The sequence below is a fragment of the Pseudarthrobacter sp. Pseusp20 genome (assembly GCF_059492155.1).
The window spans coordinates 1,490,701-1,514,765 of the sequence record NZ_CP168521.1; the positions used below are offsets into that span (position 1 = coordinate 1,490,701).

Here is a 24,065-nt window from a genome sequence, read left to right on the forward strand (position 1 = left end):
CTAGCGCACCTTGGTGGGCAGGACGTCCTGGAACTGCACCATGCAGGCGTGGGTGGCCCGGTCCGTCAGCGCACGGCCAAGGCAGGCCTGGTACTCGCGGACCTGGTCGAAGAGGACCATGGTGGTGACAATCAGCAGCACCATGACGGCAGCGACCACCAGGCCGGAAATGGTGCCGAAGAGAATCAGCTTGGATTCCTTCAACCGGACTGCGCGGACCAGCAGGACAATTCCCAGGACCAGGCCCGAGGCGGTGAGCACCGTGGTCAGCCAGAGGTAGCCCACATCCAGCTGGTAGACGAAGAACGCGCCGAGCACCGAGACCACGAACATCCGGAACAGGGTCTGGGTCTTGGCGAGGGACGCTTTCGCGGCCTCGCTGAGCGGGGGCCTGACCTGCTGCTGCCCGCTCCGGCCCGGTTCGCTGTTCATGTTTTCCAGCGTACGCGAGCCTGCACCTAAGCTGGACCAATGCGTATCGTCGTCCTCGTTTCCGGCACCGGGTCCAATCTCCAGGCAGTCATCGACGCCGTCAAGGCGGGCGGGCTCGCTGTGGAAATCGCGGCGGTGGGCGCGGACCGCGAAGGAACGTACGGCGTCGAACGCTCCGCTGCCGCAGGCATCCCCACGTTCGTGGTGGACTTCAAGGCCTACCCGGACCGTGCCGACTGGAATGCCGCGCTGACCGAAGCCGTGGCCACCTACAAGCCGGACGTGGTGGTGTCTTCAGGGTTCATGCGGATTGTCAGCCCCGGTTTCATCGACGCGTTCAACGGCAGGTACCTCAACACGCACCCGGCGCTGCTGCCGGCGTTCCCAGGGGCCCATGGCGTGCGGGATGCGATGGCATACGGGGTGAAGGTCACGGGCTGCACCGTCCACTGGGCGGACGCGGGCGTGGACACCGGCCCCATCATTGCCCAGGAGGCCGTGACCATCGAGGACTCAGACACCGAGGAAACGCTGCACGAACGCATCAAGGTGGTGGAGCGGCGGCTCCTGGTCTCCACCTTGGCGGCCCTCGCCGCAGACCCCTCGTTCCCGTCCCCCCAGCCCCCCAACTAGCTAGCAGTTGTTGTAGTTTTGACCCGTCAAAACGACAACAACTGCGAGTCACTTAATCATCGCCGCAGCTGGCTGTGGATAACTCCGGCAGATGGCAGAAGTGTTTGCGACTATGGTCGCGTGAAGACGCCTCGTCCACTTCCCGCCGAGATCGCCCGGGTGCCGTTTACGTGCCAGGAAGCGGTCGACGCCGGCGTAACTCTTAGGCGCCTGCGCCACGGAGAGCTGGACGCCCCCAGCCGCGGCATCAGGGTCCCGCAAGACGGCTCGGGCCAGGGTCGAGAGGGCACGGCCCTGTCTGAAGCCTTGAGGCCGTTTACGAGGATCACTTCGTTTTCGGCGGTGTCCCACGCCACGGCCTTCACGTTCTGGAGTTTTCCTGGTTTTTTGCCCGGTCATGAGGACCCGCTGATCCATATCTCCCGTCCGGACACCATGGCTATTCCCCGCCGCAAGGGCGTTGTCGGCCACGTAGGACAGTTCTTCGATGACGAGATCGTGCACGTGGAAGGGGTGCTGGTAACCAGCAGGCCCCGGACATGGCTGGACAATGCCCGAAGGATGAGCGTTGAGGAGCTGACGGTAGTGGCGGACCATCTTCTGCGGGTGCCGAGGGCTGCGTTCGAAATCAGGACGGAGCCGTTTTGTACCCTTGGGCAGTTGTCCGACATGTTGGATCGACACAAAGGTACACCCGGCATCCGGAAGGCAAGACTTGCCCTGGAGTTGGCGCGGGTTGGTTCGGACTCGGCGCCGGAGACGCGGCTTCGGCTTGCCCTGAACGCCGCGTGCCTGCCTGAGCCGATGCTGAACATGCCCATCGAACTTCGCCCCGGCGTCATTCGTCAGCCTGACCTGAGCTACCCGGAGTACAGGATTGCGGTGGAATACGACGGCGACGGCCATTCCGAGCCACAACAGATCGTTAGGGATATCGACCGCGAGGAGGATTTCAGCCGAGGAGGATGGCTGCTCGTGAGGATCTCAAAGCGCCACATGCAAAACCAGGCGTTGTCCGCCCTCTCGAAAGTGCGCGGGGCGCTTCTCAGCAGAGGCTGGGTACCAAAGTAGCTCGCAGTTGATGCCGTTTTGACGTGCGAGAACGACAGCAACTGCGAGTCAGTTGGGAGCCGTCTACTGCAGCCGGCGCTGGCGGGTTTCGGGGGAGAAGAACGCCATCCACAAAACGGAGACCAGTACCAGGGCTCCCGCCAGTGCAAACGACGTTGCAAGCCCGAGTTCCGGCCAGAAGTAGTTCGCGAAGATCAGCGGCCCAAAACCTGCGCCGAGGCGCGAGAACGTGGATGCCCAGCCGAAGCCGGTGCCGCGCAGTTCTGTGGGATAGAGCTCGGACACGTAGGCATACAGCACGGGGATGGCCACCTGCACCACGAAGCCGAACACCAGCAGCCAGAACACCGCGGCCGTGGGGATGTCCACCACGAAAGCCACAATCACCAGCGTAAGAGCGGACAGCGGGCCGGTGATGGCCAGGATCCATTTGCGGCCCACACGCTCCACCAGGAGCGCTGCCACCACCACGCCAAGGAAGCCGACGGCGGCCATGGAGGCTGTGGTGACGAAAGCCTTGTACTCGGCGAACCCTGCGCCGATGAGGATGCGCGGCATCCAGGTCAGGGACAAGTAGTAAACCAGCAGGATGCTGAAGAACAGGGACCATGCGGCGGCGGTGATCTTCCAGCTGAACTGCCACACTGAGCGCAGCTGCGTCCAGGCGCTGCCGGCGGAGAGCCGCGGGACATCCCTGGCGTCCGGAAGGCTGTAGGCACGCGGTTCTGCCCCGGTTGCTTCCACCAGTCCGTCGATGATCCGGGCCGCTTCCTCCCGCCGGCCTTTCCGGATCAGGAACAGCGGGGACTCGGGCACGCTGCGCCGGACCCAGAAAACCAGCAGCGCCGGCAGGACCATCACCAGCATGGTTAGCCGCCAGTCGCCGTAAAGGGCCACCAGCCCGGCCGAGACGAATCCCGCCAGGGCAGCGCCGATTGGCCACCAGCCATCCATGGCCGTAAGCACTTTGCCGCGCTGCTTCCGCGGCGTGAACTCACCCACCAGTGCGTAGTCCACGGGAATGCAGCCGCCCAGGCCGAATCCCGCCAGGAACCGGAAGGCGCAGAACCAGATGAAGTCGGGGGCGAAGGCGCCGCACACGGTGAACACGGAGAAGAGCAGGAGGGTTGCCGTGAAGGCCTTCTTGCGCCCAACGGTGTCCGCGATGGTTCCCCAGATGAAGGCGCCCAGCGCCATGCCGACCAGGTTCGCCGTGCCCACCCAGGCCGCTTCCCCCGCGGAAAGGGACCAGTGCTTGGACAGCAGCGGAATCAGGATGCCGTTCAGGGTTACATCCCAGGCATCGAACATGAAGCCGAGGCCTCCGATCAGGAAGATCCTGCCCTGGACTTTCCATCGCCAGGGCAGTTCCTGGACCACCTGTTCGCCGCTGGGCACAGTGGTGTATGTATTCATCGCCGCCTCCTGTCCAAAACTTTAGCCCGGCCCCAGCCCGTTCACACTCCGGCGTCCACGCCGGGCAACCGCGCCCTTCGCGATAAACTGGCCCTATCCCCACCAACCGCGGCCCTGTACCGCGAGATAAGACGGAGACATTTGTGAGCTTCACGCAGCATGAGCGCGTATCCATTGACCGTGTACCCATCCGCCGGGCCCTGATCTCGGTTTACGACAAAACCGGTCTGGAGGAGCTCGCCACGGGCCTGCACGCAGCGGGCGTGAAGCTCGTCTCCACCGGCTCCACGGCAAAGAAGATCGCCGCCGCGGGCATCCCCGTGCAGGAGGTGGAGGAAGTCACCGGTTCCCCCGAAATGCTGGACGGCCGCGTCAAGACGCTGCACCCGCGTGTGCACGGCGGCATCCTGGCGGACCGGCGCGTTCCGGCCCACATGGAAACCCTTGCCAGCATGGACATCGAAGCCTTCGACCTGGTGGTGGTGAACCTCTACCCGTTCGTGGAGACCGTCAAGTCCGGCGCCGCCCAGGATGACGTCGTCGAACAGATCGACATCGGAGGCCCCGCCATGGTGCGTTCGGCCGCCAAGAACCACGCCGCCGTCGCCATTGTGGTGGACCCGTCCTTCTACGGCCAGGTGGTGGAGGCCGCCGCCGCCGGCGGTTTCGACCTCAAGACCCGCCGCCGCCTCGCCGCCAAGGCCTTCGCCCACACCGCGTCTTATGACAACGCGGTTGCCACCTGGACCGCCAGCCAGTTCCTGGACGAGGACGGCGACGGCGTCATCGACTGGCCCGCCTACGCCGGCCTGTCCCTGGAACGCTCCGAGGTCCTCCGCTACGGCGAAAACCCGCACCAGCAGGCTGCACTGTACGTGGACAAAGCCGCCCCGGTGGGCATCGCCCAGGCGGACCAGCTGCACGGCAAGGCCATGAGCTACAACAACTTCGTGGACGCCGACGCCGCCCTGCGCGCTGCCTACGACTTCAGCGAGCCCGCCGTCGCCATCATCAAGCACGCCAACCCCTGCGGTGTGGCCGTCGGCTCCAAGGACGCCGCAGACCCCATCGCCGACGCGCACGCCAAGGCCCACGCCTGCGACCCCGTCTCCGCGTTCGGCGGCGTCATCGCCGCAAACCGCCCCGTCACCGCAGGCATGGCCAACACCGTCAAGGACATCTTCACCGAAGTGGTCATCGCCCCCGGCTTCGAGCCGGAAGCCGTGGAGATCCTGTCCAAGAAGAAGAACATCCGCCTGCTCGCCCTTCCCGAAGGCTACGGCCGTTACCCCACGGAGTTCCGCCAGGTCTCCGGGGGCATGCTGGTCCAGGTAAGCGACAAGGTGGACGCCGATGGCGACAACCCCGCCAACTGGACCCTCGCAGCCGGTGAAGCAGCGGACGAGAAGACCCTCGCGGACCTTGCCTTCGCCTGGACAGCCTGCCGGGCCGCCAAGTCCAACGCCATCCTCCTCGCCGAGAACGGCGCAGCTGTGGGCATCGGCATGGGCCAGGTCAACCGGCTCGACTCCTGCCGCCTGGCCGTGGAGCGGGCCAACACGCTGGGCGTCACGGTGGAGTCCGACGTCGAAGGTGCCGGCGGTGCCTCCAACGCCAGCGCTGCCGGCGCACCGCAGCGGGCCCGCGGCGCCGTGGCTGCCTCCGACGCGTTCTTCCCGTTCGCCGACGGCCTCCAGATCCTGATCGACGCCGGCGTCCGCGCTGTCGTGCAGCCGGGCGGATCCGTGCGCGATGAAGAGGTGATCGCGGCAGCCAATGCGGCCGGCATCACCATGTACTTCACCGGGGCCCGCCACTTCTTCCACTAGGACAAACGACGGCGCCCGCCCCCTGAGCAAAGGGGGCGGGCGCCGTCGTCGTTGTGCCGGCTTAGTCCTGGTCAGCTGAACCGGGGCCGGGCTCCGGAAGTTGGATCTCCCGGGGCTTGGCCTCTGCCATTCGTTGCTTTGTCCAGTACTCGAGGACTTCCTCGTGTGACTGGGTCAGGTCAACGTGGCTGACAGGATCCTCGTCGGGCCCGGGTTCCTTAGGATTTTGCTGCACTGGCGTAGGTTGCCTGGATGACTGAGCCCCAGTATGGGCCGTACATCACGGCAGAACGGTTGTAGCCGTAGCTGTTGATGGAGTTCTGCACGCCATCGGAGCTGGTCCCGATGAACCACGGGCCGCCTGAGGAACCCCCGGTCATGTCGCAGGGGATGCCCTGGCTGTTGAACTGCGGGTTGTTCGGATCATTGGTTGCCGTGCCGGTGCAGCTCTTGAGGGTCTCACCGTTGTACGGGGCAGCGGCGGGGTAGCCGTAGGACTTGTAAGTCAGGCCCCGGGCCTGGTTGAAGGCCACGCCCGAGCCTCCGACCACAGCGGTGAGGTTCTTGCCGTTCAGGGGGTTCATGACGGCGAAGCCGGTGTCGTACGTCATGTCACCGTTTGAGACCCACTGGCTCGGCGCGTACAGGGCCCGTGCAGACCACTTGCCATACGGTGCTGCGCCATTCTCATAGGCAGGAACAAAGACGAAGTTGGTGGCGTACGCTCCAGGCCCCTCGTTAACGCAGTGTCCCGCTGTGGCAACCGTGCTGCCGTTGGTCGATGAGACAGCGTTGCCGGAGCACACATAGTTGGCGCCCCCCAGGGTGAAGAAGACCTTGCCGATGTGGCTGACCGGCGTTTCGCTCTTGGCAGTGCTGCCGGTGCTCTTGGTGCCCTTGGTGGAAGACGGTTTGCCCTTCTCCACGACGGCTGCGCTGGAGCGGTTGCCGCGTTCCAGTGCCTTGCCGGCCAGGGTGTCGCCGGGGATGGCGCTCTGCATCCGCTCCGGTGTCCAGTAGTCGGCAGCACCCGCCGCGTCAAGGACAGCACTGGTAACGGACGGATTCGTGTGGTCGTCCGCCGCTGCTGGTGTTGCGGTGGCGGCACCTGCACTGGTGAAAGCCAGAACGGCGGCCGCGGAGAGGCTCAGGAGGGCGGAAGCCAGAGACCTGGTGCTTGTCATTGTTGTCCTGTCTGAACGGGGAAAGGCGTGGGAATGCCAAGTGTGACCCTGCGAATTTATCCCTCCATGACAGATTTGTAAATAGTAGTGACGTATCATGTATGGCCTGCATTGTCCCGGGATGGAGCCCTGGTGGCCGGGTGCCCGGGCGCGGCGGGCACCCGGTTTCCTGCCGCCGTCGGCCGTTCTCCATCGCTGTAATCCTGCCCACGGCAGGGGTAACGCTGGGCCTCCGGTACGCTTCAAACTGGTGTCCTCGGGTAAGTTGTACATGGTGAAATAGACCGAATTTTCACAACCAAGCCGACCCACAGGGAGACGCCCGCGCATGTCCAAGATTATCTACACCCACACCGACGAAGCGCCGATGCTGGCTACCTATTCGTTCCTGCCCATCATCGAGGCGTTCGCTTCGACAGCAGGTGTGGAGGTGGAGACCCGCGACATTTCGCTCGCCGGCCGCATCATCGCCCAGTTCGGTGACTACCTGACCCCCGAGCAGCAGATCGGTGACGCCCTTGCTGAGCTCGGTGAGCTGGCGAAGACGCCGGAAGCCAACATCATCAAGCTGCCCAACATCAGTGCCTCCATCCCGCAGCTGAAGGCCGCCATCGCCGAACTGCAGGGCCAGGGCTACGCGCTGCCGGACTATCCGGACAACCCCTCCTCCGACGAGGAAACCGCCGTCCGCTCGCGCTACGACAAGATCAAGGGCTCGGCTGTGAACCCGGTCCTGCGCGAAGGCAACTCGGACCGCCGGGCCCCGCTGTCAGTCAAGAACTACGCCCGCCAGAACCCGCACTCCATGGGCGCCTGGACCCCTGACTCCAAGACCAACGTGGCCACCATGGGCCAGGATGACTTCCGGTCCAACGAGAAGTCCGTGGTCATCGAGTCCGAGGGCACCATCGCCATCCAGCTGGTCCGCGAGGACGGCTCGGTGAAGGTCCTGAAGAAGGCCTTCCCGGTCCTGGCCGGCGAGGTCATCGACGGCACTGTGATGCGCGCCGCCGCCCTGGATGAATTCCTGAAGGCCCAGGTGGCCCGCGCCAAGGAAGAAGGCGTGCTGTTCTCCGCACACCTGAAGGCCACCATGATGAAGGTCTCGGACCCCATCATCTTCGGCCACGTGGTCAAGGCCTACTTCTCCGAACTCTTCGAAACCTACGGCAAGCAGCTCTCGGCAGCCGGCATCAGCCCCAACAACGGCCTTGCCGCCATCCTGAGCAGCCTTGAGGACCTTCCCGCGGATGTGCGCGACGGCGTGCAGAACCTGATCAAGAAGGGCCTGGAAGACGGTCCCGCCCTGGCCATGGTGGACTCGGACAAGGGCATCACCACCTTGAACGTCCCCAGCGACGTCATCGTGGACGCCTCCATGCCTGCCATGATCCGCAGCTCCGGCCACATGTGGGGACCGGACGGCAAGGAAGCGGACACCCTGGCCGTCCTGCCGGACAGCTCCTACGCCGGCATCTACCAGGTGGTCATCGATGACTGCCGCGCCAACGGTGCCTACGACCCCACCACCATGGGCACTGTGCCGAACGTTGGCCTCATGGCACAGGCAGCCGAGGAATACGGCAGCCACGACAAGACCTTCGAGATCCAGGAAGCCGGCCGGATCCAGATCGTGGACGGCTCGGGCAACGTGCTGATCGAACACGAGGTTTCCGAGGGCGACATCTGGCGCGCCTGCCAGACAAAGGATGCCGCCATCCGCGACTGGGTCAAGCTGGCCGTCACCCGCGCCCGTGCCTCGCAGACCCCGGCCGTGTTCTGGCTGGACGAGGAACGCGCCCACGACGCCAACCTCATCGCCAAGGTCAACGAGTACCTGAAGGACCACGACACCAACGGCCTGGACATCCAGATCATGTCCCCGGTCAAGGCGATCGCCTTCACCCTGGAACGCATCCGCAAGGGCGAGGACACCATCTCCGTCACGGGCAACGTGCTCCGCGACTACCTCACGGACCTGTTCCCCATCCTGGAGCTGGGAACCAGCGCCAAGATGCTCTCGGTCGTTCCGCTGATGAACGGCGGCGGACTCTTTGAAACCGGTGCCGGCGGTTCCGCGCCGAAGCACGTCCAGCAGCTGCTCAAGGAAAACCACCTCCGCTGGGACAGCCTGGGCGAGTTCCTGGCGCTGGCCGTCAGCTTCGAGCACCTGGCCACCACCACGGGCAACGCCCGCGCGCAGGTCCTGGCCGACACCCTGGACCGCGCCACCGGCACGTTCCTGCTGGAGAACAAGTCCCCGAGCCGCCGCGTGGGCGAGCTGGACAACCGCGGCAGCCACTACTTCCTGGCCCGCTACTGGGCGGAGGAGCTGGCCAAGCAGACGGACGACGCCGACCTGGCCGCCGCTTTCGGTTCCGTCGCCAAGGAGCTGTCCTCCAAGGAGGAGACGATTGTGGGCGAGCTGGCCGAGGTCCAGGGCTCACCCGTGGACATTGGCGGCTACTACCGCCCCGAGGATGCCAAGGCCTCCGCGGTGATGCGTCCTTCCGCCACCCTTAATCAGGTCATCGCCGGCCTGGCCTAGCACCGGCCGCTGCTGCGGCAGCTGACAAAGAGAGGCGGTGCCCGGATCGTTCCGGGCACCGCCTCTCTTTGTGCTCTTTATAGTATGGGCGGGCTAGTTCTTGCCTTTGCCTTTGTCGGCGTTGCTGTTCTTGCCGGTGTCCGCGCCGGAGCCGCCCGCGTTGCCCTGGGCCGGTGCCGGGGCGGGAGCCGGCTGGGGCGCGGGTGCCTCGGCGGTGGGGGATGGGCTTTGAGCTGCCTGCGCGGCGTTCCGGGCATCCTCGGCGGCTTTGGCCGCAGCCTGCTGTGCGGCGACAACCTCGTTCAGGTCTGCCCGGACAGCGGAGGCCACGGTGGTGATGCTGCGGCGCCGTTCCTCCGAGACCTTGCCCTTTGCCTGCAGTGAAGTGAGGTCGGCTTCAAGACCTTCCAGCGCCTTCAGTGCCGACGCAGGATCGTTTTGGGACGACGCCTGCGTCACTTCCAGCACGCGTGCCTGGAGCTGTGCCGCAGCTTCGCGCTGAAGGCCGTTTCCCGGCGCCGCGCAGGCGCTGAGGAAGCCTGCCGCCAGAAAGGCCGCCGAGAACGCCAGGACCAGCCGGCCCGGGATTGTCTGCCGCGGCGTCACGGCTCCACGCTTTTCTGCAGCTCCTGCAGATGGTCGCCCAGGACGCCGGTCACGGTGGGATAAGGGACGACGTCGGCGGGCCGGGCCGAGATGCTCATCATCACCGCAGCCACGGCTGCAGCAATGACAAGGACACCAAGCACGACGACCAGCCAGATCCGTTGGTTCCGGGACAGACGGGGTGTGCGGGGAGCCTTGCCTGCGGATGCACCGGCAACCACTCCGCTCGTTGCCACTCCGGAACCAGCCGGTGATGCAGCAGGTTGGGCGGCTGATGCGGGATCGGCAGCCTCTGTAGAGGCCGCTGCCTCGCGCACATCATCCACCGATTCTTCAGCGGTGATCGAGGGCGGGTGGAAGGGCATGGCGGGAAGCACCCGCGTGGTTTCCGGTGCCAGTTCTCCCGGCGTTGAGGCCGGCGAGACCAGTGCCTGACGGAGTGCCGTTTCGATGTCGGCGGCCGCAGGGCGTTCCAGCGGCTCGATGCCAGTCATGGAACGGATGAGGTCCGCCCATTCCGGGGGAACGTCGTCGGGGATCTCCGGGGCGCGGTGGAGCCGGGCAACGGCGGATTCCACTGCGCTGCCGGGGTACTCCACGGTGCCCTTGATGCACTCAAGCAGCACCAGTCCAAGGGAGTAGATATCCGTGGCTGACGAAAGGGGTTTGCCAAGGGCCTGCTCGGGGCTGAGGTAGGCAGCCGTGCCCACCATGGTGCCCGTGGCCGTGAGCCGGGTGGAATCCGCGATCCTGGCGATGCCGAAATCCGTTAGCTTGGGCCGCAGCGGCTCACCCGGGCGGATCTGGACCAGCAGGATGTTCCCCGGTTTGATATCGCGGTGGATGATGCCCAGGCCATGAACGTACGCCAGAGCGTCGGCGATGCCGGCTCCGATCACGGACAGCTCTTCCAGGGGTACCCGGCTGTGCCTGATGCGGCTGCGCAGGTCCTGGCCCTCGACGAGTTCCATGGTCAGGAAGGGCCGGGGCTCGTCCGGAATGCGGTCATCGATTCCGGCGTCGAAGAGCGTCACCAGGCCGGGGTGGTTCAGGGTGGCCAGAAGTTGGATTTCGGCTTCCTGCCGCTTAAGCTCGTCCGCATCCGGAGCCTGCGGGGCGAAGAGTTTCAACGCCACGTCACGGCCCAGCTTTTCGTCCCGTGCGCAGTACACCGACGACATCCCGCCGCGGCCTATGACCTCACCTAAACGATAGCGACCGCCGACAACTTCATTCTTGATGGAGCTAGGCGATTCCGCCACCATGACCGTTCCTCCCGGTGCGCTGCGGCACTGTCGTACCTCAAATTATACGGGCGGGACGGCGGAACCAGCGATTGACCTAGGGTTTCGCGTTGCGACACGCCGACGGCCCGGCGGCGATTTCAAACACGTTCGCCGCCGGACCATTGGCTACAAGGACATGTGTGCTGATGACATGTTTTGTACTGTTACTTGGTTGTTGGGTGGGTGTCCTCCTCTCGTCAGCCTGCCGGGTGCTGCCGCTTCAGGCGCGTGCGCGGGCGGCTTCCTTACAGGACTCAGGCCTCAGGACACCTTGCGCTTGCGGAACATCAGGAGTCCGCCTGCCAGAAGAACCAGTGCCAGGGGAACCAGCGCTCCGTCCCAGCCGGTGTTGGCCAGGCGGGTGTGGGCTGAGCCGGTGTTGGCAAGGGCAGGATTGCCGCCAGTCGGAGTGCTCCGCGGTGTGGTGACCGGGGCGATGGCCCCGCTCACTGCGGTGGAGCCTGCCGGTGCAGCGGTGAAGTTGCCGCTTCCTGCAGTACCAGTGCCGCTTGTGGAGTCATCGCCGGAAGTCGAGCCGCCGTTGCCGGCAGGGTCGCCTGACCCCGGAGTGCTGGTTCCGGGATCAAGGGTGCCGGTGTCTCCGGTGGTGCCGTCTCCCGGGGTGGTGGTTCCCGGGTCAGTGGTGCCGGGTGTGTTGGCGCCCGGAGTGCTGGTTCCGCTGTCATTACCGAGTCCGATACCCAGGTCAATGCCAAGGTCGACAACGGCATCCAAGCCGCCAGCGTCCGCAGTTCCGGTGTCCACACCGGCTCCGAGGTCGATGCCTGCGTCGACTCCACCCGATGTATCACTGCTGGTGACGCCACCGATGGTGAGGTCGAGAACTGCCTCAACGGTAGTGCCGAGCCCACTGGTATCGCCGGCACTCACGCCGCCGAGTCCCAGGTCTGCGGCTGCGTCCACGGCGAGGTTTGCCGTGGTGCCGTCCGTGGTGCCGGTGCCGGTGCTTCCGAGGCCGAGGTTTACGTCCACTGCGGCGGCCAGGTCGGTGGTGCCGGTTGTTGTGGGGTCGGTGGTGCCGGCGAGTCCCAGGTCTGCGGCTGCGTCCACGGCGAGGTTTGCCGTGGTGCCGTCCGTGGTGCCGGTGCCGGTGCCGGTGCTTCCGAGGCCGAGGTTTACGTCCACTGCGGCGGCCAGGTCGGTGGTGCCGGTTGTTGTGGGGTCGGTGGTGCCGGTGAGTCCCAGGTCTGCGGCTGCGTCCACGGCGAGGTTTGCCGTGGTGCCGTCCGTGGTCCCGTCCGTGGTGGTGCCGGTGCTTCCGAGGCCGAGGTTTACGTCCACTGCGGCGGCCAGGTCGGTGGTGCCGGTTGTTGTGGGGTCGGTGGTGCCGGTGAGTCCCAGGTCTGCGGCTGCGTCGACGGCGAGGTTTGCCGTGGTGGCGTCCGTGGTGGTGCCGGTGCTTCCGAGGCCGAGGTTTACGTCCACTGCGGCGGCGACGCCTGTTGAGCCGGCCGGCGTTGGGTCACCCAGCAGGCCCAACGACGTCGAGTCAGCGGGCGCCGCCGCCGAGATGAGGGCGGAAGCGGAAAGATCCGTCCCGCTGGTGGTGTCCGCTGCGTTTGCGGCAGCGCAGCCGAAGGCCAGAAGGCCGCCGGCAAAGAGGGTGCTAAGCAGCCCCCTGCGAAGGGTGCAGTTCATGATGGTTACTCCTGAAGTTGAGGTAGTTCGGGCGCTTATCAGCTGCCCGTAAAGCCACGTGCTGCCCGTTGGGGGGCAGACGGCCTCAACTAGTCAGGGGAAGAACCGGGGTCGAACGACACCGGCGCAGGGGCGTGCTCGGAGGCCTCGCCGGCGGGAACAGCGCCAGGGCGCTCAAAACCAAAATAGGCAGGGCTAAGCCATGCTGCGGCACCGGATGAACCGCCGGATGATCCAGCGCTGCCGGTGCCGGATCCCGGTGCGGCAGGAACCTGGGCAGGCAGCGGTGCCGGCTCGACGGGAAGGGACTGCCCCGACGCGGGGTCAGCCGGGACAGACATGCCAGCCCACGGGGAGAACGTGTTGGCCAGGGCTGCACTGCGTACCGTTGCCAAGGCCGCGCTGCCGCCGGCAACCGGCGCCGTGGGCGACGCATCCGATTCCTGCCCCGGTTCCAGCCCCGTTCCGGCCCCATCCGGAAGGATTTCCAAGGCCACGGGCTGAGCTGCCGCGGGGCCAGGGACAACCCCGGAAGGAAGATCTGCCGGCACGGCGTCAACGGCCGGGGCGGGAAGCGGAAGTGGAGCGGTGCCGGTCAGGAGATCGGCAACGGGCTGCAGCGCCGGTTCAAGTACCGGGACGGCCTCGGCTGCAGGGGCTACAACAACCTGCACCACCCCGGCCGTCACGGTGTCGGCGATCTCCCCAACGGGAGCGGAGACAGAGGAAAGGGTTCCCGCCGGAATCACCTGGTCCAGCACGGGAACGGAGGTAATGAGGTTGTCGGCAACGCCGGCGACCTGGGCTACGACAGGCTGCGCCAGTCCAGGGCCTGCAGCAGGTCCGGCCGGGGAGGCGGCAGGAGCCGGTGAAACAGTGTCCGCAAGTTCGTAGGCCAAGGATGAGGCCGAGCCGGTGACGCTGCCGAGCAGGGAAGGGGAGCCAGGCCCGGCGTCGGCGGATGCTGAAGTTGACGAAAGCGCCAGCCAAGTAACTGCGGCTGCCCCGGCAAGGAGCGCTGGTCGCAGGGCACGCCATGGCGCACTCATGCTAGCCATGCGTACCACCCCCCAGTGAGCTGTGCAATCAATGCTGGCTAAAGCCTATGACTCCTTGTTGCCGCAAGTCCAGACTTTGCTAAAGGGATTTTACAAAGGGCGGGAACAAGCACTGAAGGTGTCAAGGGCGCAAGCAGGAAGTCACATGCCCCAACCTCACCGCGAAAGCCGCCTTGCCGACGTCGAGCATCTTTCGCGGCGCCTCTTGCTAATGGCCGTCGTTGGGGTAGGTCACACCGAGCTGGGCACGAACGCCATCGAAAAGCCGCATGGTGTTCAGTGTGTCTTCGAGCGGCATCACCGGACTCTCCGTCACTCCCTGCTGGACACACCGCATTACTTCGCGCAGCTCGTAGGTGTACCCCTTGCCCACAACGTCGAAGGTTTCCGTCCGGCGGTCTTCCCACCCCTTGGTGATGAGGAGTTCGCGGGGGTTGTTGATGGAGCCCACGCTCTGCAGGAAGCCCAGGCTCCCTGCGACGGTCGCCGTGCGCGGACCGTGTGCCAGGAGTGAGGAGGTGAGCTGGACCTGGGCCGCGTGGCCGTAGCCGAGGGTCATGGCGTTCTGCGAATCCACGCCGTCGTCGTTGACGAAGCCCGTGGCGCTCACGGTGTGGGGAAAGCCAAGGGTGCCCAGCGCCCACAGGAGCGGGTAGACGGACAAGTCCAGCAACGCCCCTCCGCCGTCCTTCCGCGCCCACAACCTGGCCGTGGGGGAGTAGGGGGCGGGGAAGCCCAGGTCCGCGGTAATCCAGTGGATGTCGCCAAGTTCACCCGAAGCTGCGATCTGGAACGCGCGCTGCATCGAGGGCAGGAACCGGCTCCACATGGCTTCCATGAGGAAGAGACCTCGGCTGCGGGCAACATCGATGAGCTCGGATGCTTCCCGGGCGTTGATGGTGAACGCCTTCTCGCAGAGCACGTGCTTGCCGGCGTTGAGGGCGGCGAGAACCATCTCGTGGTGCTGCGCGTGCGGCGTGGCGACGTAGACAACGTCCACGGCGTCATCGGCGAGGAGCCGCTGGTAGCCGGGGACACCGCCGTCGTCACCATAGGCTTTTGCGAAGTCATAGGCCACGGCAAAAGCGTCCGCGCTGTCCTGTGCCCGGGAGCTGACCGCGTACAGCTCGGCGTCTTCAAGCAGCGCGAGATCCTGGGACACGGCGCGGGCGATGCTGCCCGTTGCAATAATTCCCCAGCGCAGGGGAGCCCCGGTGGCGGAGCGGGGATCCTGGTCAGGCTGGCTGGAAAGCCATGGCGTGGCGATGGGAGCAGTCATAGCTGCAATCCTGTCACAGCGGCGGGTGAGGACCGGGGACGTGCCGGCGACGGGGACAAGCAATAAAGGGGCCAGCGGTGGGGGACGGGATGTCCCCCACCGTTGGCCCCTTGGCTGAGGTCAGGCGGAAGCGGCGACGGCGGTCCGGCCGCGGACCGGTTCCTCCGTCAGCTTGCCCTGCTGGAGGCGGAAGCGGCGGTCCGTCTTGTTCGCCAGGGCCCGGTCGTGGGTGACCACCAGGATGGTGGTGTCGTGGTCGCGGCTCAGCGAGCTGAGGAGTTCGATGATGTGGTCGCCGGTCTGTTCGTCAAGGTTGCCGGTGGGCTCATCGGCGAGGATGAGCTTCGGTTCGTTGGCCAGGGCCCGCGCAATGGCCACCCTTTGCTGTTCGCCGCCGGAAAGCCGGTTGATGCGCCGTTCGTGCTTGGACGGATCCAGCTGGACCTGCTCCAGCAATTCCCTGGCGCGCTCCAGCCGGGCGGCCTTGCGCACCCCGGCAAATTCCATGGGAAGCATGACGTTGTCCACGGCGGACAGGTTGGGGATCAGGTTGAACTGCTGGAACACGAATCCGATGTCCCGGCGGCGGTATTCCGTCAGCTTGCTGTCCGGCAGGCTCGCCAGGCTGACGCCGTCCACGACGACGTCTCCGCTGGTGGGCTTGTCCAGTGCCCCAAGGAGGGACAACAGGGTGCTCTTGCCGCTGCCGCTCTTGCCCACGATCGAGGCCAGGGTGCCCTGGTCCAGGGCGAAGCTGACGTCGTTGACCGGTTTGATGGTGCGGTCACCGGAGTTGAAGGTGCGGACCAGGTTCTTGACTTCTATCATGGCTATTCTCCTCGCAGGACTTCGATGGGACGGATGCGCGCGGTGAGCAGCGCGGGAACCAGGGCGCCGATGATGGCGACACCGAACACAGCAGCGATGCCACCGGCGATCACCCCCGGTGAGGCGCTGGCGGTCACGGAGTTCAACAGCTGGGAAGCGCCGCCGAAGGGTCCGCCCTGGCCGCCCGGGAAGCCCGCGCCACCACCGGCCCCGCCCGGGACGCCGCGGCCCGTGGCGGCGGTGGTTCTGGTGGTGTTGCTGCTGATCAGTGCCGAGGCGATGCCGCCGCTGGCGAACGATGCAATGGCGGCACCGACGGCGCTGCCCAGGGCTGCCAGGACCAGTGCCTCGAGGACGAACTGCAGGCCGATGGTGCGGTTGGGCGCGCCGATCGCCTTCAGCACGCCGATTTCCCGGCGGCGCTCGCGGACCAGCATCACCATGATGAGCAGGATGATGAGTCCGGCGGTGCCCAGGGCGGCGATGAAGGCGATGAAGGAGATGTTCTTGACGCTGTCCAGCGAACTGACCGCGGTCTGCAGGTTCTGGCCCTGGGTGACATCGGCCTTGTCCGTGCCGAGAGCCGTCTGCAGGGCCGTCTTGGTGCTGGCCACGTTGTCCATGGAGTTGACCGTGACGATCATGCTGGACAGTTCACCCGGTGTGCCTGCCAGGGTCTGGGCGGTGGGGAGGGTGACATACACAGCGTTGTTGCCAAAGGTGGTGCCGGCGTCGAACAATCCCGAGACCGTGTAGGTCTGGTCGTTGATGGTGAAGGTGGAGCCAACCGTGAGGTTGTTCTTCCCTGCCAGGGTGGTGCCCAGCAGGGCACTGGTGGATGCTGCCGAGTAGTCGCCGAGCCCGGAGCCCTGCGTGATGTTCAGTGCCTTGCCGGTGGTGTCGACTTCGGCGCCAATGCCGGTGGCGGTGATCGGCAGGGACCGGACGGGCTGCTGCGTGGTTCCGGTGGAGCCCGTGCTTCCGTTGGCCTGCTGGTTGCGGTTGCCAAGGGTGCCTGCGTCCACCGCCGCCGTGAGGCTGGTGGTCAGTGTGGCTGCCGCCTGGCCGCCGGGGCCTCCCTGCCCGTTCTGGCCTCCGGGCCCTGCCTGCCCGGTCTGTCCCGTTTGCCCGGCCGCGGCCTGTGCGGCCGCGGCCTGTGCGGCCGCTTCGGTGGCATTGCGCAGCCGCAGGGAGGATGTCCCGACGACGGCACTGACGTTGGGCACGCCGGCGGCCGTGGCTGCCTGGCTGGTGGTGAGCGGCTCACCGCCGCCTTCGAAACCTTGCCCGCCGGCGGGGTTGACGGTCAGGACGGTGCCGACGGACGCATTGAGCTCCTGCACTTTCGCCCCGACCGCCTGGTTGGCTACCAGCATGGCCAGGGCAAGGCCAATGGCGACGGCCAGCACCGCGACAACAGCTGCGGTGCGGACCTTGTTTCTGAAGGCATTGCCTACGCTTCGGGCAAGGACGCTCACGTTACTCCTATGACTCAGGTGCCGGCGCGGAGGGCCGGCTTCGCATCAACCCTCGCTGGGCATCCTGTGCAGCAATCCGGCCCCACCTGTGTCCGGGCTGTGAAGGGCAGGGCCGGGAATCGAGTGCTGGTACTACAGTGGATGCATGGCTGCCAGCCGCAATCCGCTTGACGACCTGCGCGAAACCATCGGCCGTCTGGCCGATCAGCTCAAGCTGCCCGGTTCGGAGCGCGTCGACGACCTGGTGGGCGATCTCATGGCTGCGAGGCCCGGGCCGGCGCGGCCGCTGTCCGAGCTGCAGGCCGAGCTCGACGCCCTGGTCGGACTGGAGACAGTGAAGGAACAGGTGCGGGCGCTCGTCGCACTGCTTCAGGTCCAGGCCCGCCGTAAGGCGCACGGCCTGCCGGAGGTGGCCACATCACAGCATCTGGTGTTCCTCGGAAACCCGGGCACGGGCAAGACCACCGTGGCGCGGCTCCTGGCCGAGATGTACCGCGCGGTCGGCCTGCTGCAGAAAGGCCATCTGGTCGAGGTCGACCGTTCGGGCCTGGTGGGGCAGTACGTCGGCACCACCGCCATCAAGACAGACCGGGTGATCCGGCGCGCGCTGGACGGCGTCCTGTTCATTGACGAGGCCTACGCGCTGGCCCCGGAGGACGGCCGGATGGATTTCGGCCCCGAGGCGATCGAGGTCCTGCTCAAGCGGATGGAGGACCACCGCCACCGCCTGGTGGTGATTGTGGCCGGGTACCCGCGGCTGATGGAGTCCTTCCTGCTCTCGAACCCCGGACTGCGCTCCCGGTTCGCCCGTGAAATCACGTTCCCCGACTACTCCGTCGACGCACTCCAGACGATCTTCCACCGGATGCTGGCCCAGCACGAGTACAGGCTGGAGCCGGGTGCGGACCAGATGCTGCGCCGCATTTTCACCGGGCTGCACGCGGGCGAGGACTCCGGCAACGCGCGGTTCGCCCGCACATTGTTCGAGCAGGCGCTCAACCGTCAGGCGCTGCGGCTGTCGCTCGACGAGGAACAAAGTCTTGACGCGCTCGATCGTGAGGCCGTCATGACGCTCACCGCGGACGACATCGTCGGGGCCGCACTGGCCTTGGGCGAGGAGCCGGAGCCGGAACCGACGCCGGAACAGGAGCAGCCACGCTGGTGGCGCTGGCTGGTCTGACCGGATCTGCCGGCGCCGCGGCTTCGGGCTGCTCCCCGGACAGCGGACTGCCCTTAAACACGAAACTGCTCCCCGTAAGTCGGAACTGAATCTTCAGTCCAACTTACGGGGAGCAGTTCAGGGTGGGGCCGGGCTTCCCGCCCCCGGGTGTACCGGCTGTTTCTGCCCTGTGCTACTTGGTGATCGGGCCCAGTACGGGATCGTCCTTGTAGGCCGTCTTGACGTTGGCAGAGGTCACGATGACCGGCTCCAGCAGGTATGCCGGAACGGTCTTGACCTTGTTGTTGTAAGACTTGTCATCGTTGATCTCCGGCTTCTTGCCTGCCTGAAGGTCCTTGACCATGGTGATGGCGTGCTCAACGAGCTTGCGGGTGTCCTTGTTGATGGTGGAGTACTGCTCGCCCGCCAGGATGGACTTGACGGACTCAACCTCGGAGTCCTGGCCGGTGATGACCGGAATCGGCTTGCCAGCTGCCTTGACCGAGGTCAGGACGGCCCGGGCCAGGGTGTCGTTGGGGGAGAGCACGCCATCCAGGGTTGCGCTGCCATAGCTGCCCGTGAGCAAGGTGTCGGCACGGCGCTGGGCGTTCTCTGCCTTCCAGCCCTGGGTTACAGCCTGCTCAAAACCTGTCTGGCCGGACAGGACCTTGAGGGTGCCGTCGTCGATCTTCGGCTTCAGGACGCTCATGGCGCCGTCGAAGAACACCTTGGCGTTGGCATCATCAGGGGAACCGGCAAACAGTTCGATGTTGTACGGACCGGACGGCTTCTTGGCCTTCATGCCGTCGAGCAGGGCCTGGCCCTGGAGGACACCGACCTTGAAGTTGTCGTAGGCCACGTAGTAGTCGACGTTCTCGGTGTTCAGCAGCAGGCGGTCGTAGGCGATGATGGTGGCGCCGCTGTCCTTGGCCTGCTTGAGCTGGGTTCCCAGCTGGGAGCCGTCGATGGCGCCCACGATAATGACCTTGGCACCCTTGGTGACCATGGCGCTGATCTGGTTCTGCTGCTCCGAAACGCCGCCGTTGGCGAACTGGACATCGGCCTTGAACCCGGCGCCGTTGAGGCCGTCGTTGAAGAGCTTCTCTGCCAGAACCCAGTTTTCACTGGTCTTCTGGGGCAATGCCACGCCGATGGACGAGTCCTGCGGGAATCCGCCTGCGCTGCCGCTGGAGCCGCCACCGGACTCGGAGCGTCCACAACCCGTCAGCGCCAGTGCTGCGATGGCAGCGACTGCCGCGGCCTTTCCTGCTTTACCAATCATTCGCATTGTTGGTTCTCTCTCTATTTGGTGTTAAAAGGTCAGGTCGCAGAGCTCAGGCTTCCCTGGCGATCGCTTCCTTGGTGGAGGTGGTTTCGTCGGGCTGAAGAGGGTTGCTGGGGCCGCCGCCGGAGGAGCGGTTGAAGTTCCTGGTCAGCATGCCAATGATCGACGTCTTGCCCTGGGACTTGTTGTAAACATCGAATGCGACCGCGATCAGGAGCACCAGGCCCTTGATGATCTGGGTCAGGTCTGCACCGACGCCGAGAAGCTGGAGGCCGTTGTTCAGGACGGCCATGACCAGGCCACCGATGATGGACCCAATCACCGTGCCCACGCCGCCGGTAACGGCCGCGCCGCCGATGAAGACTGCGGCGATGGCATCAAGTTCCCAACCGACGCCGTCGAAGGGACCCGATGCAGTGGAACGGCCAACGAAGATCATGCCGGCCAGGCCGGCCAGGATGGACATGTTCATCATCACCAGGAAGTTGACCTTCTTGGACTGGACGCCGGACAGCTCTGCCGCATGGCGGTTGCCACCCACTGCGTAGACGTGGCGGCCGATGATCGTCCGGGAGGAGATGAAGCCGTAGATCAGGACAAGGACGGCCAGGATGAGGCCGGGGATGGGGAAGGAAGTACCAGGGCGGCCCGTGGCGAACAGGTACGTGGCGTACAGGATGGCGGCGCAGACGAGGACCAGCTTCAGGACCGTAACCCACATTTCGGGAACTTCGGCACCGAGGGCATTGGCCCTGGAGCGGGACCGCAGCTCGCTGACAACCACGAAGACGGCGGCGGCAAGGCCAAGCAGCAGGGTCAGGTTGTTGTAGCCCAGGTTGGGCCCCACCTCGGGGAGGTAGCCGGAGCCAAGGTATTGGAAATCGGCGGGGACCGGGATGGTGTTGGATTTGCCAACGAACTGGTTGAAACCACGGAACAGGAGCATGCCGGCCAGCGTCACGATGAACGCCGGGATTCCGACGTACGCCGTCCACCAGCCTTGCCAGGCGCCGATCACCGCGCCCAGCAGCAGACCCAGCAGGACCCCTGCGTACCAGGGGATGCCCCAGTCACGGATGGCAAGGGCCACGGTGACGCCGACGAAGGCCGCGACAGAGCCGACGGACAGGTCGATGTGTCCTGCAATGATCACCAGCACCATGCCGATGGCCAGGATGAGGATGTAGGAGTTGCCGTTGAAGAGGTTGATGACGTTGCCGGGGGTGAGGGTCCGGCCGCTGGTGGCGATCTGGAAGAAGATGATCAAGGCCACCAGGGCGAAGATCATGCCGAATTGGCGGGTGTTTCCGCCAAACAGCTTTTTGAGGGCGTTCATGGTGTCAGTCCTTGTGTCCGGAAGGTTCTGGAATGGCCAGTGGGTCAGGCGGCTTTTCGGGGCGCGGCGGAGGTCATCAGTTTCATCAGGCTTTCCTGAGTGGCCTCGTCCTTGTTCAGGACGCCCGTGATGGCGCCTTCGAAGATCGTGTAGATGCGGTCAGACAGTCCCAGGAGTTCGGGGAGCTCCGAGGAGATGACGATGACCCCTTTGCCCTGGTTGGCCAGCTGCTGGATGATGCCGTAAATCTCGTACTTGGCCCCGACGTCGATGCCGCGGGTGGGCTCGTCCAGGATCAACAGGTCGGGGTCGGTGAACATCCACTTGGCGAGCACCACCTTCTGCTGGTTGCCGCCGGAAAGCTTGGCCACGCCTTCCTCCACGGACGGCGTCTTGGTGCGCAGCGACTTGCGGTACTGCTCAGCAACCGTGAACTCCTGGTTGGGGTCCACCACGTAGTTGTGGCTGATCTTCCTCAGGTTGGCCGCAACCGTGGTGGTCTTGATGTCGTCGAGCAGGTTAAGGCCCAGGGACTTCCGGTCCTCGGTGACGTAGCCCAGCCCGGCATCGATGGCCTGCCGGACGTTCTTGAGGGTGACCTCGCGGCCGTCCTTGTAGATGTGGCCGCTGATGAACCTGCCGTAGGACCGGCCGAAGACGGAGCGTGCCAGTTCGGTCCGCCCTGCGCCCATGAGGCCGGCAAACCCGACGATTTCGCCCCGGCGGACAAAGAAGCTGGATCCCTTGCAGACGAGGCGGTCCTGGATGGCCGGGTGGCCCACGGTCCAGTCCTTGACCTCGAAAAACACTTCCCCAATCTTGGGCGTGTGCTCCGGGAACCGGGACTCGAGGGTGCGTCCCACCATGCCCTTGATGATCCGGTCCTCGTCAACCCCGTCTGCCTTGACGTCAAGGGTCTCGATGGACTGGCCGTCACGGATGATGGTGATGGAGTCGGCGATCTGCTCGATCTCGTTGAGCTTGTGGGAAATGATGATTGAGGTAATGCCCTTGGCCTTCAGGCCCAGCATCAGGTCCAGCAGGTGCTGTGAGTCCGACTCGTTCAGGGCGGCTGTCGGCTCGTCCAGGATAAGGATCTTCACGGACTTGTTCAGGGCCTTGGCGATCTCCACCAGCTGCTGCTTGCCGACGCCGATTTCCTTGATGGGGGTGTCGGGGTCATCACGCAGGCCCACGCGCGCCAGGAGGTCCAGGGACCGCAGCCGGGCTTCAGCCCAGTCGATCACCCCGCGCTTGGTGGGTTCGTTGCCGAGAAAGATGTTTTCCATGATGGACAGCTCGGGGATCAGCGCGAGTTCCTGGTGGATGATCACGATGCCGGCGTGTTCGCTGGCCCTGATGTCCCGGAAGTGCTGAACCTGCCCCTGGTAAACGATGTCGCCGTCGTAGCTTCCGTACGGGTAAACGCCGGACAGGACCTTCATGAGGGTGGACTTGCCGGCGCCGTTTTCGCCGCAGATGGCGTGGATCTCGCCGGCCTTAACCCGGAGGCTCACGTTCGACAAGGCTTTAACGCCGGGGAATTCCTTGGTGATGGACCGCATCTCGAGAATGATCGGATCCGTATGCGTGGTCTCGGACGTCATGAACCCTAACCCTCCAATGCAATGACTTCTTTGTCCGGCCGGCAAAGCGCAGGGCCGTCTGAACCAAAAGTAAACTGGATCACAGCTGTTGTCGTCAAGTCTTTAACGCAATTGCTGGGTAACGATGTGGTCTACGGCTTGCGGATTCCGGCGTGTTGGAAGACCAGGGCGGCCGCACCGAGGGCTTCAGCCCGGTCACCCAGGGAGGACATGGTGAGGGTGGTGGTCTCCCCGATGACCGGCACCGCATGCCGGATCAGCCCCCTCCGGATTGGGTCCAGGAGGATGTCCCCCAGGCCTGCCAGCGGCCCGCCCACCACGATCACCTCGGGATTGATCAGGTTCGCAACATTGCCCAGCGCCCGGCCCACCGCCAGTCCCGCATCGTCCACCACGCGCAGGGTGGCGGAGTCCCTGTTCAGGGCCTTGCGGACAATATCCGCCGGCGTCAATGGCCGGTCCTCGCCCCGGCTGAGGAGCTCAATCATGGTGGTGGTGGATGCTATGGTTTCGAGGCATCCACGGTTGCCGCAGCGGCACACCAGGCCCTGTTCGTGGATGGTGGCATGGCCTATTTCGCCGGTGATCCCAACGTTGCCGTAGTACGGCGAACCGTTGAGGATCAAGCCGGCGCCGATGCCGGAACCGATCTTCAGGAACATCAGGTTGCTGACGCCGGAGTGCTGCCCCCAGGTCACCTCGGACCATGCGCCCAGATTGGCGTCGTTGTCAACGAATACGGGGATTCTCAACGTTTCCTCCAGGTGCTGAAGGATGTTGATGCCCACCCATTCGGGAAGGATGGCCCCTTGGGCCACGGTCCCGGTCCGCCGGTCAATGGGGCCCGGAATACCGACGCCGGCGCCCACCACGGAGGTGCGTTCCACCCCGCTTTCCCGGAGTAGTTTCTCCAGTAGTTCCACCGCTGCATGGATGCCCTCATCCGCCTGGTGGCCCAGCGGGAGCAGCACTGATTCTTCAGCGATGACGTGGTAGCTGAGCGAGGCCAGGACCACCCGCAGGTGCCGCCGGCCGAAGTCGATGCCGACCGCCACGGCGCCGTTGCTGTTCAGTCGCACATTCAGCGCCCGGCGCCCTGAACTGGTTATCGGCTCTGTGGATGCCAGGCCGGAGTCAAGCATGATTTTGACGATGTTCGAGACGGTGGCGGTGGAGAGCCCCGTCTGCCGGGCGAGCTCCGCCTGCGTGGACGGGCCGCCCATGAGTGCCTCAATAATCCGCTGCTGGTTCAGTTGCCGCAGGGCGGACTGGGACCCCGGATTCTTGGGCTTGCTCCTCGTTGAGCGCGTGGTTGCGGACATGCTAAGAAGATTGCCCTATCGCTGCTCTTGTAGTCAAGAAGTTAACGCA

Annotated in this window: 20 protein-coding genes; 5 read left to right on the forward strand and 15 right to left on the reverse strand. The window is 65.3% G+C overall.

Going from position 1 to position 24,065, the window contains the following annotated elements; genetic code table 11:
- Positions 1-432, reverse strand: coding sequence for a hypothetical protein (locus ACEN9K_RS07030; RefSeq protein ID WP_056393416.1), 432 nt, complete (start codon positions 430-432; stop codon positions 1-3).
- Between the two features lie 39 nt (positions 433-471).
- On the opposite strand from ACEN9K_RS07030, the gene purN reads away from it, so the two are divergent.
- Both purN and ACEN9K_RS07040 read left to right on the forward strand, forming a co-directional pair.
- Positions 472-1,065 carry a phosphoribosylglycinamide formyltransferase gene (gene purN, locus ACEN9K_RS07035; RefSeq protein ID WP_495635464.1) on the forward strand — a complete coding sequence of 198 codons (594 nt, stop codon included), beginning with the start codon at positions 472-474 and terminating at the stop codon, positions 1,063-1,065.
- 120 nt (positions 1,066-1,185) lie between these two features.
- Positions 1,186-2,136, forward strand: a complete 951-nt coding sequence (locus ACEN9K_RS07040; protein ID WP_018771796.1) for a putative endonuclease domain-containing protein — start codon at positions 1,186-1,188, stop codon at positions 2,134-2,136.
- Between the two features lie 63 nt (positions 2,137-2,199).
- On the opposite strand, the gene ACEN9K_RS07045 is transcribed toward ACEN9K_RS07040, so the two are convergent.
- Positions 2,200-3,552: an MFS transporter gene (locus ACEN9K_RS07045; RefSeq protein WP_018771795.1), complete on the reverse strand. Its 1,353-nt coding sequence runs from the start codon at positions 3,550-3,552 to the stop codon at positions 2,200-2,202.
- A gap of 143 nt (positions 3,553-3,695) precedes the next feature.
- Here ACEN9K_RS07045 and purH point away from each other — a divergent pair, with 143 nt between their 5' ends.
- Positions 3,696-5,381: a bifunctional phosphoribosylaminoimidazolecarboxamide formyltransferase/IMP cyclohydrolase gene (purH, locus tag ACEN9K_RS07050; RefSeq protein ID WP_018771794.1), complete on the forward strand. Its 1,686-nt coding sequence runs from the start codon at positions 3,696-3,698 to the stop codon at positions 5,379-5,381.
- Between the two features lie 61 nt (positions 5,382-5,442).
- Here purH and ACEN9K_RS07055 read toward each other — a convergent pair whose 3' ends face one another.
- Together ACEN9K_RS07055 and ACEN9K_RS07060 are read right to left on the reverse strand one after the other, a co-directional pair.
- The gene (locus ACEN9K_RS07055; RefSeq protein WP_166673078.1) at positions 5,443-5,616 is read right to left on the reverse strand and encodes a hypothetical protein; all 174 of its coding nucleotides are present in this window, start codon (positions 5,614-5,616) and stop codon (positions 5,443-5,445) included.
- Positions 5,600-6,565, reverse strand: a complete 966-nt coding sequence (locus ACEN9K_RS07060) for a trypsin-like serine peptidase (RefSeq protein WP_018771793.1) — start codon at positions 6,563-6,565, stop codon at positions 5,600-5,602. The genes ACEN9K_RS07055 and ACEN9K_RS07060 overlap by 17 nt, the downstream gene beginning before the upstream one ends.
- A 328-nt stretch (positions 6,566-6,893) precedes the next feature.
- On the opposite strand from ACEN9K_RS07060, the gene ACEN9K_RS07065 reads away from it, so the two are divergent.
- A complete protein-coding gene (locus tag ACEN9K_RS07065; RefSeq protein WP_144600502.1) occupies positions 6,894-9,113 on the forward strand; it encodes an NADP-dependent isocitrate dehydrogenase in 2,220 nt (739 codons plus the stop codon).
- Positions 9,114-9,206: 93 nt separating this feature from the next.
- Here ACEN9K_RS07065 and ACEN9K_RS07070 read toward each other — a convergent pair whose 3' ends face one another.
- The 7 genes from ACEN9K_RS07070 to ACEN9K_RS07100 all read right to left on the reverse strand — a co-directional run bounded on the left by ACEN9K_RS07070 (position 9,207) and on the right by ACEN9K_RS07100 (position 17,307).
- Entirely contained in the window at positions 9,207-9,719 is a 513-nt protein-coding gene (locus ACEN9K_RS07070) for a hypothetical protein (RefSeq protein WP_495635465.1), read from the reverse strand.
- Positions 9,716-10,984 carry a serine/threonine-protein kinase gene (locus tag ACEN9K_RS07075; protein WP_495635466.1) on the reverse strand — a complete coding sequence of 423 codons (1,269 nt, stop codon included), beginning with the start codon at positions 10,982-10,984 and terminating at the stop codon, positions 9,716-9,718. The genes ACEN9K_RS07070 and ACEN9K_RS07075 overlap by 4 nt, the downstream gene beginning before the upstream one ends.
- Before the next feature lie 282 nt (positions 10,985-11,266).
- A complete protein-coding gene (locus ACEN9K_RS07080) occupies positions 11,267-12,664 on the reverse strand; it encodes a hypothetical protein (protein ID WP_495635467.1) in 1,398 nt (465 codons plus the stop codon).
- An 89-nt stretch (positions 12,665-12,753) separates the two neighbouring features.
- On the reverse strand, positions 12,754-13,722 hold the full coding sequence (locus tag ACEN9K_RS07085) for a hypothetical protein (protein ID WP_495635468.1): 969 nt from the start codon (positions 13,720-13,722) through the stop codon (positions 12,754-12,756).
- Between the two features lie 208 nt (positions 13,723-13,930).
- Positions 13,931-15,001, reverse strand: a complete 1,071-nt coding sequence (locus tag ACEN9K_RS07090; protein WP_056393428.1) for a Gfo/Idh/MocA family protein — start codon at positions 14,999-15,001, stop codon at positions 13,931-13,933.
- 120 nt (positions 15,002-15,121) lie between these two features.
- Complete coding sequence (locus tag ACEN9K_RS07095) at positions 15,122-15,829, reverse strand: ABC transporter ATP-binding protein (RefSeq protein ID WP_018770244.1); 708 nt, start codon at positions 15,827-15,829, stop codon at positions 15,122-15,124.
- Positions 15,830-15,831: 2 nt separating this feature from the next.
- Positions 15,832-17,307, reverse strand: coding sequence for an ABC transporter permease (locus ACEN9K_RS07100; RefSeq protein ID WP_495635469.1), 1,476 nt, complete (start codon positions 17,305-17,307; stop codon positions 15,832-15,834).
- 145 nt (positions 17,308-17,452) lie between these two features.
- On the opposite strand from ACEN9K_RS07100, the gene ACEN9K_RS07105 reads away from it, so the two are divergent.
- A complete protein-coding gene (locus tag ACEN9K_RS07105; RefSeq protein ID WP_056393433.1) occupies positions 17,453-18,487 on the forward strand; it encodes an AAA family ATPase in 1,035 nt (344 codons plus the stop codon).
- 172 nt (positions 18,488-18,659) lie between these two features.
- Here ACEN9K_RS07105 and ACEN9K_RS07110 read toward each other — a convergent pair whose 3' ends face one another.
- The 4 genes from ACEN9K_RS07110 to ACEN9K_RS07125 all read right to left on the reverse strand — a co-directional run bounded on the left by ACEN9K_RS07110 (position 18,660) and on the right by ACEN9K_RS07125 (position 24,016).
- Positions 18,660-19,754, reverse strand: a complete 1,095-nt coding sequence (locus ACEN9K_RS07110) for a substrate-binding domain-containing protein (protein ID WP_026265927.1) — start codon at positions 19,752-19,754, stop codon at positions 18,660-18,662.
- Positions 19,755-19,800: 46 nt separating this feature from the next.
- Positions 19,801-21,087, reverse strand: coding sequence for a multiple monosaccharide ABC transporter permease (mmsB, locus tag ACEN9K_RS07115; protein WP_018770240.1), 1,287 nt, complete (start codon positions 21,085-21,087; stop codon positions 19,801-19,803).
- A gap of 44 nt (positions 21,088-21,131) precedes the next feature.
- Positions 21,132-22,694, reverse strand: a complete 1,563-nt coding sequence (mmsA, locus tag ACEN9K_RS07120) for a multiple monosaccharide ABC transporter ATP-binding protein (protein ID WP_495635470.1) — start codon at positions 22,692-22,694, stop codon at positions 21,132-21,134.
- 131 nt (positions 22,695-22,825) lie between these two features.
- Complete coding sequence (locus tag ACEN9K_RS07125) at positions 22,826-24,016, reverse strand: ROK family transcriptional regulator (protein ID WP_018770238.1); 1,191 nt, start codon at positions 24,014-24,016, stop codon at positions 22,826-22,828.
- Positions 24,017-24,065: the final 49 nt, after the last annotated feature.

Excerpts from the sequence above, each read along its gene's own strand:
- mmsA (WP_495635470.1), bottom strand. The coding sequence starts at position 22,694 with ATGACGTCCGAGACCACGCATACGGATCCGATCATTCTCGAGATGCGG.
- ACEN9K_RS07030 (WP_056393416.1), bottom strand. The coding sequence starts at position 432 with ATGAACAGCGAACCGGGCCGGAGCGGGCAGCAGCAGGTCAGGCCCCCG.
- ACEN9K_RS07105 (WP_056393433.1), top strand. The coding sequence starts at position 17,453 with ATGGCTGCCAGCCGCAATCCGCTTGACGACCTGCGCGAAACCATCGGC.
- ACEN9K_RS07085 (WP_495635468.1), bottom strand. The coding sequence starts at position 13,722 with ATGGCTAGCATGAGTGCGCCATGGCGTGCCCTGCGACCAGCGCTCCTT.
- purN (WP_495635464.1), top strand. The coding sequence starts at position 472 with ATGCGTATCGTCGTCCTCGTTTCCGGCACCGGGTCCAATCTCCAGGCA.
- ACEN9K_RS07045 (WP_018771795.1), bottom strand. The coding sequence starts at position 3,552 with ATGAATACATACACCACTGTGCCCAGCGGCGAACAGGTGGTCCAGGAA.
- ACEN9K_RS07080 (WP_495635467.1), bottom strand. The coding sequence starts at position 12,664 with ATGAACTGCACCCTTCGCAGGGGGCTGCTTAGCACCCTCTTTGCCGGC.
- ACEN9K_RS07075 (WP_495635466.1), bottom strand. The coding sequence starts at position 10,984 with ATGGTGGCGGAATCGCCTAGCTCCATCAAGAATGAAGTTGTCGGCGGT.
- mmsB (WP_018770240.1), bottom strand. The coding sequence starts at position 21,087 with ATGAACGCCCTCAAAAAGCTGTTTGGCGGAAACACCCGCCAATTCGGC.
- ACEN9K_RS07110 (WP_026265927.1), bottom strand. The coding sequence starts at position 19,754 with ATGCGAATGATTGGTAAAGCAGGAAAGGCCGCGGCAGTCGCTGCCATC.
- ACEN9K_RS07090 (WP_056393428.1), bottom strand. The coding sequence starts at position 15,001 with ATGACTGCTCCCATCGCCACGCCATGGCTTTCCAGCCAGCCTGACCAG.
- ACEN9K_RS07065 (WP_144600502.1), top strand. The coding sequence starts at position 6,894 with ATGTCCAAGATTATCTACACCCACACCGACGAAGCGCCGATGCTGGCT.
- ACEN9K_RS07095 (WP_018770244.1), bottom strand. The coding sequence starts at position 15,829 with ATGATAGAAGTCAAGAACCTGGTCCGCACCTTCAACTCCGGTGACCGC.
- ACEN9K_RS07060 (WP_018771793.1), bottom strand. The coding sequence starts at position 6,565 with ATGACAAGCACCAGGTCTCTGGCTTCCGCCCTCCTGAGCCTCTCCGCG.
- ACEN9K_RS07125 (WP_018770238.1), bottom strand. The coding sequence starts at position 24,016 with ATGTCCGCAACCACGCGCTCAACGAGGAGCAAGCCCAAGAATCCGGGG.